At 48.8% G+C, this 10,125-nt stretch carries 7 protein-coding genes and 1 tRNA gene; 6 read left to right on the top strand and 2 right to left on the bottom strand.

Annotation, left to right across the window (positions count from 1 at the left end):
• The first annotated feature begins 243 nt into the window (after window positions 1-243).
• Window positions 244-1,506 (top strand): U32 family peptidase, encoded by a 1,263-nt coding sequence (locus LBF86_06685; GenBank protein ID MDR0665190.1) that lies wholly within the window; start codon window positions 244-246, stop codon window positions 1,504-1,506.
• A 768-nt stretch (window positions 1,507-2,274) separates the two neighbouring features.
• On the opposite strand, the gene LBF86_06690 is transcribed toward LBF86_06685, so the two are convergent.
• Window positions 2,275-2,366: transfer RNA gene (locus tag LBF86_06690), tRNA-Ser, on the bottom strand.
• Window positions 2,367-2,847: 481 nt separating this feature from the next.
• On the opposite strand from LBF86_06690, the gene LBF86_06695 reads away from it, so the two are divergent.
• From LBF86_06695 to LBF86_06715, 5 genes are all read left to right on the top strand, one after another.
• Window positions 2,848-3,450, top strand: a complete 603-nt coding sequence (locus LBF86_06695) for an ABC transporter ATP-binding protein (GenBank protein ID MDR0665191.1) — start codon at window positions 2,848-2,850, stop codon at window positions 3,448-3,450.
• Window positions 3,451-3,452: 2 nt separating this feature from the next.
• Window positions 3,453-5,291: a primosomal protein N' gene (locus LBF86_06700; GenBank protein MDR0665192.1), complete on the top strand. Its 1,839-nt coding sequence runs from the start codon at window positions 3,453-3,455 to the stop codon at window positions 5,289-5,291.
• A 116-nt stretch (window positions 5,292-5,407) separates the two neighbouring features.
• Entirely contained in the window at window positions 5,408-5,863 is a 456-nt protein-coding gene (locus tag LBF86_06705) for a MarR family transcriptional regulator (GenBank protein MDR0665193.1), read from the top strand.
• Window positions 5,860-7,017 carry an efflux RND transporter periplasmic adaptor subunit gene (locus tag LBF86_06710; protein ID MDR0665194.1) on the top strand — a complete coding sequence of 386 codons (1,158 nt, stop codon included), beginning with the start codon at window positions 5,860-5,862 and terminating at the stop codon, window positions 7,015-7,017. The genes LBF86_06705 and LBF86_06710 overlap by 4 nt, the downstream gene beginning before the upstream one ends.
• Before the next feature lie 2 nt (window positions 7,018-7,019).
• Window positions 7,020-8,951 carry a MacB family efflux pump subunit gene (locus tag LBF86_06715; GenBank protein ID MDR0665195.1) on the top strand — a complete coding sequence of 644 codons (1,932 nt, stop codon included), beginning with the start codon at window positions 7,020-7,022 and terminating at the stop codon, window positions 8,949-8,951.
• A gap of 105 nt (window positions 8,952-9,056) precedes the next feature.
• Here the strand turns inward: LBF86_06715 and LBF86_06720 are convergent, their stop codons facing one another.
• On the bottom strand, window positions 9,057-9,569 hold the full coding sequence (locus LBF86_06720) for a flavodoxin (protein ID MDR0665196.1): 513 nt from the start codon (window positions 9,567-9,569) through the stop codon (window positions 9,057-9,059).
• Between the last annotated feature and the right edge of the window lie 556 nt (window positions 9,570-10,125).

The following is a 10,125-nucleotide window of genomic DNA, read 5'->3' on the forward strand; positions in this document are numbered from 1 at the left end:
CCCCCCCCCCCCCCGTCATGCTAGGATTTACGCTGATTGCGTTTGCCATGGTTACTCCTTTTGATTTTGAGAATTAAACCAGATTTCTCGCGTGAAATAATAGCGAAATACAACCTTAAAGTAGAATAAAACCGCGTGCGGATTGATTCGCGCGTTTTGTTCGGTCGCGTTTGATAGCGCCGATCGCGATCAAGGCGCGTCGCTTCAGCTTGTTTAAGATAACTTTCGCCAATGATAAAACAGATGGAATTGCTTGCGCCAGCCGGCGATCCGACCAAGCTAAAAATCGCGCTTGCCTTCGGCGCGGACGCGGTATATGGCGGCGTTAGCCACTTTTCGCTAAGGACGCGAAGCGCGAAATCATTCACGCCGCAGAGTTTTGGCGAGGCGATCGCCTACGCGCGCAATCTGGGCAAAAAGGTCTATGTAACGGCAAACGGCTTTCCGTTCAATTCGCAGATCAAACTCTTTGAAAACCATCTGGCGCAAATGCGCGACTTTGCCCCCGACGCTTTTATCGTCTCAAGCGCGGGCGCGGCGCGGCTGGCGCTCAAGATCGCGCCCGATATTCCCGTTCATATCTCCACGCAGGCGAATGTGTTAAACGTTCTCGACGCGGAAGCGTATTTTGATCTCGGCGTAAAGCGGATTATCGCCGCGCGGGAGGCGAGCCTTAAAGATTTAGAGGCGATCAAAGCCGCGTTGCCCCTACTTGAAATCGAGGTTTTTGTCCATGGATCGATGTGTTTTGCCTATAGCGGGCGCTGTCTCGTGTCTAGTTTGCAAACGGGGCGCGTGGCAAATCGCGGCAGTTGCGCCAACGACTGCCGTTTTCCCTATACGATTTTCGTGGAAAATCCCGACACAAAAACGCTTATGCGCGTTGAAGAGAGCGAGGAGGGCAGCTATGTTTTCAACGCCAAAGACCTTAACCTGATCGCTCATCTGGAGACGATTGCCAAAAGCGGCGCGATCGACGGCGTAAAGATCGAGGGGCGCACAAAAAGCGGCTACTACGCCGCGTGCGTAACCCGCGCCTATCGGCTCGCGCTAGACGATATTGCAAACGGCTGCTTTGAATCGTCGAAATACGCGACGGAGCTTGCGACGACAAAAAATCGCGGCTTTTCGGACGGCTTTTTGATCAAGCGCCCTTACGAGAAGCGCGCCGATCAAAACTTGCTTACGAGCCAAAGCGACGGGAGCAGTCAAGTGGTCGCCATGATCGACGAAAACCAAGAAACGTTTCACGCGCTAGGCAAAGCGGCGATCGGCGAGGAGTTGGAGATTTTGCCGCCGCCGCGATCGCAAATAGCGCCCGTAAAGAATGATCGCGGGCAGATATACAATCGAGGCGATCGCTATTTTTTGCGCTTAGATCAAATTATAACGACAAGCGGCAAATCGCTAAGCGAAATTCACTCCGGCAATACAAACGCCGTTTTGCTGCCCGCGCCTTTGCCGCCCTACTCGTTTTTGAGAAAACCAATTGAAACCGCAAAATAAATAATTTAGTTATACGTTCTTGCGCGAGCGCTTATTATAGTTTGATGGCGATCGAGCGCTATAAAGGACGCGCGCATGGCAAAAAAACTCGGCAATCTTAAATTGCTCGATGAAGAAAATCGCCTTTGCGGTATTGGGCATAAAACGCCCCTTAAACAATCTTTGAACCCTCGCAACGCGAAAGTTTGCGTTACGCCGCATATAGATACCGCGCCTTTACGGTTAACGCAAGCAACAAAAAGCTAAACATATCGGGGCGGGCGCTTCGCGGAAATGACAAGCAACGCCATCGGTCAAAGAGCGCATAAAACTATATAAACGGCAACCGAACGCCGTCGACGTTTCAACCCGCGTCATACAGCCCTCCCGTCATATCCGCGCGGAGCGATCGAAGCGCGAGCTTCGTAATCGTGGAGCAAAACGGGTATCCAAATACGCCGAAGACGCGAGAAAGATGGATTCCCTCTTTTGCGGGTATAACGAGAGGAGCAAAGGCTACGCGATCGCGCGTTTTTGCCTGAAAGTCGCATTTAAGCGCTCCAAGAATCGCTTTTATTTACGTCCTTACGGCGCCAACAAGTCACGGCGGGGTTGTGAATGGGGATAAATAAAGAAGCCAAGATGGGATACGATCTTTTTTTAACAACCCGACAAAGCTGACTATAAGTTTTCGCGTATCTACCGCCTAAAGCCGTCATTTTTGTACCTACAATATACCTACAGAGAGGGTTGTTACTACAATGATTTGACTGATTTAAGCGCGTAATATGGCGGACAGAGAGGGATTCGAACCCTCGATACCCGTTACCGAATATCCGTCCTTAGCAGGGACGTGGTTTAAACCGCTCACCCATCTGTCCGCAAGAAAAACGAAATTCTAGCAAAACGCTCCTATATAAAAAGCTAATCGGTAAAACCGACGGCTAATAAAGGCGTATTTCAGCCCCTTGCGTTAGGCTTAAGCCTAGCGGGTTTTAGATACGAGTAGAGCGATCGGCTTAAGCCGTCGCTACCGCTTGATAACTATCGTTAAACAAACGCGGGGCGTTGGTTGACGTTCGCGCTCCACAAAATAATCGCGCGCTTTCAGCCCATAAGCAGTCTAGGCAAACGCGCCGCTTTTGTATTGTTGCCAAGGCGAAAAAGCGCGATTTGTGAATGAAAAAGCCTAAAAGACGATCTTTATCGGAGTTTTGGAGGTTTTTAGCGCCCTGACGCGACTATTTTGACCGTTTTCTAGCGTCGGGCGCTATAGGTTAATTTCTAGCGGCGCGTTTAGTCGCGCGCGACGCTTGGATAATTTGGATAATCTCGCAAAAACGTAGATGGTATAATCGCGCTATGACTTTACTAGGACACAACGGAGCGGGCAAAAGCACGCTTATTAGCTATATTCTCGGATTTTATAACAGGTTGGATCAACACCCCTTTCTGCCGCATTTCGCGGAGCATATCGAGCCGCTAGATCGCCGCGAGGTCGGCTACGCTCCGGAGGCGGCGTGGCTGACGGGCAAAGCGCGAGCGGCGGATTATCTCGCTTTGATGGCGAACCTGCGCGGCAAAAAAAGCTACGATACCGCCCGGTTGTTTGATCGCGTCGGTCTGCGCGCCGATCCAAAAAAACCTATCAAAACCTACTCGAAGGGCATGAAGCAGCGCCTGCTTTTGGCGATCGCGCTGCTTGGCGAGCCAAAAACGCTAGTTTTGGACGAGCCTACTAGCGGGCTTGATCCCTTTGGGCGCGAGGAGATCGAGTCCTTGCTTGTCGGGTTAGCCAAAACCCACGCGCTGATCGTATGCACGCACTCGTTGGAGCTGGCGCATAAGCTAGGCGACGAAACGTGGATTTTATGCGAAGGCAAGATTGTCTGCAAGAAACGCTTCGACGCGATTGAGGAGTTGGAGAAAACCTTTTTTGCTTTGCGCCCGTCGCGGGTGGATTAGGATTGTTTTATTACGACGCGGCGCTAATCGGATTTAGGCTCGCGCCGCTAACTTACAAAAGCGAAATCGCTATCGAAAACGGAGCGAAAATTACGGTTTTGCTTAACGGCAAACCGCAAGAGGCGATCGTGCTAAATACGCGCGACGAGCCGCCGTTTGAATGCGAAAAGATTATAGAGATTTCGGACGAGTTTATTTCGGCGCCGTATCTTAAAACCGCGAAGTTTATCGCCGAATATTATATCTGCGAGATCGGCGAGGCGCTTACGCTTTTTACTAGCGCGCGAAAGAGCGAGATTGAACCGATAAAGATCGACGCGCTTATCGATCTTAACGACTCTCAACGAGAGGCTTTTAACTTTATCAATCGTCCAAAACCTACGCTACTTTTTGGCGATACCGGTAGCGGTAAGAGCGAAATATATATGAAACTTTTTGAGCGCGTTTTGAACGAGAACAAAACTGCGCTCTTTTTAATGCCTGAAATTAGCTTAACGCCGCAGGTCGAAAGCCGCTTGAAAAAGCGCTTCGGCTCGCTTGTCGCGCTTTGGCACTCTAAAATCGCCGCCGCGAAAAAACGCAAAACCCTATCGGCGATCGCGAGCGGGGAGGTTCGCGTCGTAGCGGGCGCTAGAAGCGCGCTGTTTTTACCCATGCCAAATCTTGGCGCGATTGCGATCGACGAGGAACACGACGAAAGCTATAAATCGTCGCGCACGCCTAAGTTTAACGCCCGCGATTGCGCCGTCGTTCTTGCCAAAACGCTGAATATCCCGATCGCGCTTGGTAGCGCCACCCCTTCGGCGGTCAGCTTCAGCCGATTTGAAACCTTTCGCTTAAAAGGGCAGTTTTTCAAGGAGGGCGCGCGGCGTTTTCGCTTTATATCCAACGCGATCGACGCGCCGTCCGACGAGGCGATTTCCGCGTTAAAAGAGACGATCGGACGCAAAAAACAGGCGATTGTTTTTCTGCCGACGCGCGCTAATTTTAAGTATCTCGTTTGTCAAAAGTGCGGCGAAAGCGTTAAATGTCCGTTTTGCGACGTGGGAATGAGCGTGCATAGCGCCAAACGCGCGTTAGTTTGCCATTACTGCAACGCCGTTTTGCCGATCCCGCGCATATGCCCTAAGTGTTTTTGCGAAGAGCTATCGGCGCATAGGCGCGGCGCGGCGGAAGCGGAGGCGCTGTTAAAAGAGGCTCTGCCGCATGCCGCGATCGCGCGGTTTGATCGCGACGCTATTAAAAACGACGCGGACTTACGAAAGACGTTGGCGTTGTTTAACGATCGCAAAATAGATATTTTAGTCGGCACGCAGATGCTGTCCAAAGGACACGATTACCACGGGGTGGAGCTATCCGTTGCGTTGGGGTTGGACTATCTTTTGGCGCAGAGCGACTACCGCGCTTACGAGCGCGCGGTTAGTCTATTGCTACAACTTGGGGGGAGAGCGGGGCGTAAAAGCGAGGCGCTAGTATTGGCGCAGACGGCAAACCCCGATTGCTTCGCGCCGTATGTCGAGGATTACGAGCGGTTTCTCAAGGAGGAGATCGCAAAGCGCGAGCCGCTTTATCCGCCGAGCGTCAGGCTTTTGCGCGCGGTGGTTAGCATCGCCGACGAGCAAAAAGCGCGAGATCGACTAGAGGAGATCGTCCAAGCGCTAAAGGGTATCGGCGAGGTTGAAACGATCGGCTACGGCGCGTGTCCGATCGCCCGCATAAAGAACAAGTTCCGTTTTCATATACTGCTTAGAAGCCGCTCCGCTAGAGCGCTGATCATAGCCGGCAGAGCCGCGCGGGGCAAATGGACGGACATAGAGATGGATCCGCTCAACATCGTTTAAACTCTCCCGTTTTTCATTTTTTTTGTAAATTATTATTTGAAATAAATTATTTTTTTGTTAAACTATTATAAAATAAAATTATTTCATATATAAATGATCTAAAGCAGGAGAAAAGCATGGACTACATAGAGGACCTAGTCAGACAGCTTGAGCGAAATCACGAGATTATGCACGAAGCGGTGAAACTGATACACCTGTTTTTCAGCAAGAAAGAACATAGGCAGTTTCATATCCTAGAGGAACTAAACGAAAGCGGCAGGACAAGGCTTAAGGATTTGTCCAAACGCATGGATCTATCCGCCTCGTCGATCTGCATTATGCTCGGTCAGATGGAAGCGGAAGGGCTAGTTATTAGAGAGATCGACGCGAAAGACAGAAGAGGCGCCTACTACTCGACAAGTCAAAAAGGGAAAGAAAAAATTAAAGACGTTATAGGGCGCGTAAGGCGGTATATTATTAACTTTTTTGAGCCTATGGATAGATCGGATCTCAAAAAGGTTTACGAGGCGACTAAAGTCGTTAATCAAATACTGGAAAAATATATCAACAAAAGCAAGGGAGAGAAATTATGAAAAAAGTTTTGATCGCAATATCGGTCGCGGCGATAGCGATCGCGTATTATATATTTGCCAACGCTTCGGACGATATGACGTATGTAACCGAAAAAGCTAAGATCGCGGATATAGAAAATACGATCGGCGCCGTAGGGCAGATAAGCGCTATACGGCTAGTAAACGTAGGAGCGCAGGTCTCCGGTCAGATCGAAACGATAAACGTAAAAATGGGCGATAAGGTAAAGAAAGGAGATTTGATAGCCAAAATCGATTCGACCGAACAGCAAAACGAGATGAAAGTTATAGCGGCTAAGCTAGAAAGCTACAACGCTCAGTTAAGATCGTCCCAAATCGCTCTTGCTACGGCGGAATCAAAATACAACCGAACAAAAACGTTGCTTGAAACTTCCGCCGCGTCTAAGCAGGCGTATGAAGAGGCGCAAAATGAATACGAAGCGGCTAAAAGCCGAGTCGTAGAGAATATCTCGCTAATAAAACAGAATGAAATATCGCTTGAAAACGCTAAGAAAAATCTCGCCTACTCGACCATAATCGCGCCAATCGATGGCGTGATCGTTTCGCTTCCGGTAAAGGCGGGACAGACGCTTAACGCCTCGTTTGACACGCCGTCGATCGCGCAGGTCGCCGATTTAAGTTCCGTCGAAATACTCATAGAGATTTCAGAAGGCGATATATTAAAGATAAAAGAGGGGCAAAAAGCGAGATTTTCTATTCTCTCGGAGGATACCGTATATGAAACCTTTATCAAATCTATCGATCCAGCTTTTACCCTGCTGACAAACGATAAATATAACGGCGTTATAGAGTCCGATCAAGCGATATACTATTACGCGAGAATCGAATATCCTAACGAGGAGGGCAAATTTCGTATAGGCATGACGACGCAAAGTGATATACAAATAGAGGGCGCGAAAAACGTTTTGACGATTCCCACAAGCGCGGTTAGCGAGAAAAACGGACGAAAATTCGTTAACGTAATCGAGGATAAAAGGAGTTTAGAAAAAGAGATAATAACGGGCGTGTCGGACAATGCGTATATCGAAGTAAAAAGCGGGCTTTTAGAGGGAGAGGAGGTTATCGTAAGCCAAATGTCGCTTAAAGAGTTACAAAAGAAGGAGGAGGAAATCCCCGAAGATCTGGACGTGTTATGAAAATAATAGAGATAAATAATCTAAGCAAATACTATGAAAGCAAGAGCGAAAAGACCTACGCGCTTAAAGATGTAACTTTATCAATTGACAAAGGCGATTTTGTCGCGATCGTCGGACAATCCGGCTCTGGAAAGTCAACCTTGCTAAATATCATCGGTTGTTTGGATCTGCCTTCGTCCGGCTCCTATAAGATAAACGGCGCGGAGACGGCGAACGCCGGCGCGGATAAGATGGCGGAATTAAGACGCGAAACCTTCGGATTTATATTTCAAAGATACAACCTTTTATCGCATTTAAGCGCGTTAGAAAACGTGGCGCTCCCCTCGACATACTATGGCATAGACGGCAAAACGAGAGAGGAGAAATCAAAGAAACTATTAAACGATCTACAACTAGGCGATCGCCTGCCGTATAAGCCAAACGAACTTTCCGGAGGGCAGCAACAGAGAGTTAGCATCGCCCGCGCGCTTATGAACGGCGCGGAGGTGATATTAGCGGACGAGCCGACGGGAGCGCTCGATAGTAAAAGCGGCGAAAATGTTATGAACGTTATTAAGGATTTGCACAAAAACGGACGCACGATTATTTTGGTAACGCACGATCATAACGTTGCCTCTTACGCGCATAGAGTTATCGAGATCAAAGACGGAAGCGTCGCATCGGATACGAGAAGCGCTCCTCTTATGCGCGTAGTCGCCGAAATAAAATCGCCCGAGATTAAAAACGGTTTTAACTATTTCGCGCTTCAATTTGTCGAAAGTTTTAAGGCTTCGCTAAAATCTATGTCCGCGCATAAGATGCGATCGTTTCTAACTATGCTAAGCATTATTATTGGCATAACCTCTACGGCTACGGTTATCGCGCTTGGAACGGGATCGAAAGAGTATATTATAAACAGGGCAAAATCGGTGGGGACAAACACGATCACGGTTTTTCCGGGCGACGGGTTTGGAGATAAGAACGCGGAAAAAATTAAAACGCTTAAACCTAGCGATTCGGTTCGGCTGTCAAAATTGAATTATGTCGATAGCGCAAGCCCGCTCGTCGCCTTTGAAGGCTTGCTGCTCTACAAAAACAAAAGCGCGCGATCCTCTTTGCAGGGCGTTAGCGCGGAGTTTCTGGAGATCGGCGGCAAAAAACTTACAACCGGTAGAAAGTTTAACGCGCTTGAAGTCAAAAACGCGGCGGCGATCGCCATTATAGATTCAAATACCAAGAGAACTCTTTTTGGCGCGCGCGATCCGATCGGAGAGATCATTACTTTTAATAAGCGACCGCTAAAGGTAGTCGGCGTTATGTCCGACGAGGACGACTTTGGACCGCCTAACTCCAATCTCGAAATAAACGTTCCATATACTACCGCGATGTATAAGATAATCGGAAATCAGGATATAATGGGGATAACGATAAAAATATCCGACGAAGTTAATTCGCATTTAGCCGAAGAGAGCTTAATAAAAGTTTTAACCGCTATTCACGGCAAGAAAGATTTTTTCACTCTTAATAGCGACAGCGTTAGAAAACTGCTAGAGGATTTTACCGATACCTTAACGCTTCTAGTTTCGTCAATCGCCTTTATATCGCTTGTCGTGGGCGGCGTGGGAGTGATGAATATAATGCTTGTATCGGTAACCGAAAGGACAAAAGAGATTGGCGTTAGAATGGCGATCGGCGCTAAACGTAAAAATATACTGCTTCAATTTCTTACGGAAGCGGTTTTGCTGGCGTTAACGGGCGGTCTTATCGGCGTGGCTTTTTCGTGGTTTTTAGCGCTTATTTTTAACCAATTTTTTGCTGAGTTTCATATGATTTTATCCGCCAACGCGGTTTTAGCGGCTTTGATTTTCTCTACGATCGTGGGCGTATTGTTTGGCTACGCGCCCGCGCGCAACGCCTCAAGGTTAAATCCGATCGAGGCGCTGGCTAGGGACTAATAGGGCGGTTGGCGCTATTAGCAAACGCGCCAAGTCTAGCGATCTTGCCCGCGCCGGCTATCAACTCTGGCGGTTAACAATAAGTAACGTTTGACGTTTTGCCCGTTAAATAAAGCCGTTGTCGATTGCCTTTACCCACGCCTCGATTCGCGCTTTTGTTTTATTTGGTTCGTTGATCTCGTCTAACGCCAGCCCGATAATTTTGCCGTTTCTCAAAGCAAGCGAGGATTTAAACTTGTAATCGTCCGCGTTTATTTCGCCTATAACCTTAGCGCCTCGCTCGACGATCTTGTCATACAAAACGCCCAGAGCGCTGGCAAAATGTTCGCCATGCTTATCGCTGTCGCCCGCGCCGAAAAGCGCGACGGTTTTATTGGAAAAATCCGCTTCGTCCATCTGCGCGAACGGATCGCGCCAATCGTTTTGCAAATCGCCTTGTCCCCAAGTCGAACTGCCTAAAATCAGGTTGTCGTATTCGAGTAGATCGTCCAAAGACGAGACGTCTTCCATATTAACGACCGTTACGTCGTGTTTTTCGCTTAATAAGCCGCCGATTGTCTCCGCCGCCTTAGCCGTATGCCCTGAAACGCTACCGTAAAATATGCCGATCTTTGCCATTGTTTCCCTTTTATGTATATTGGACTGCGTAAGACTAGCCTAAAAACATTCAAAACCGCCGCACATTTTTTAATCAAATTAACCGCGAGCGGGGCTTAAACGGCAAATACGCGATAATCTCTCTCAAGCGGCAAACGCAATCGCCCTCGATACGCGAACATTTTACTTGAATTTACGAAAACTCGATAGCGTAATAACCCGCTTGGAGAGATTTAGCGTAGAAGGACTTTCAGCGCCGATTACGCTCGCTTCGCCTAGCCTTTATAGCGAAGCAAAACTTTCCGCGCCAAAAGCCCTTCGCATGAAAGTAAATCCCCCCGCCCTCGTCCACGCTTCTCTAGCCATACTCGCGCGGAGCGATAGGGGGCGCGGGAACGACGGAACTCCCGCGATCTAAAACGAGCGGCGGCGTTAAGCCGCCGAAGCGCTACAAATAAAACGACAAGTCAGAGGGCGGCTTATCGTCGGCGTTCCAAAAAAAACGGCGGCGTTACGAATAAAAAGAGGGCGCGGGATAGTCGCCGTTTAACGCGTGATCGCCGATCGCTACTAGCTT

The organism is Helicobacteraceae bacterium, from assembly GCA_031258155.1.
In the GTDB taxonomy this organism is placed as follows: domain Bacteria; phylum Campylobacterota; class Campylobacteria; order Campylobacterales; family SZUA-545; genus JAIRNH01.

What these genes read in the sequence shown, in the direction of transcription:
- LBF86_06685 (MDR0665190.1), top strand. Translation starts at nt 244, where the DNA reads ATGGAATTGCTTGCGCCAGCCGGCGATCCGACCAAGCTAAAAATCGCG.
- LBF86_06695 (MDR0665191.1), top strand. Translation starts at nt 2,848, where the DNA reads ATGACTTTACTAGGACACAACGGAGCGGGCAAAAGCACGCTTATTAGC.
- LBF86_06705 (MDR0665193.1), top strand. Translation starts at nt 5,408, where the DNA reads ATGGACTACATAGAGGACCTAGTCAGACAGCTTGAGCGAAATCACGAG.
- LBF86_06710 (MDR0665194.1), top strand. Translation starts at nt 5,860, where the DNA reads ATGAAAAAAGTTTTGATCGCAATATCGGTCGCGGCGATAGCGATCGCG.
- LBF86_06720 (MDR0665196.1), bottom strand. Translation starts at nt 9,569, where the DNA reads ATGGCAAAGATCGGCATATTTTACGGTAGCGTTTCAGGGCATACGGCT.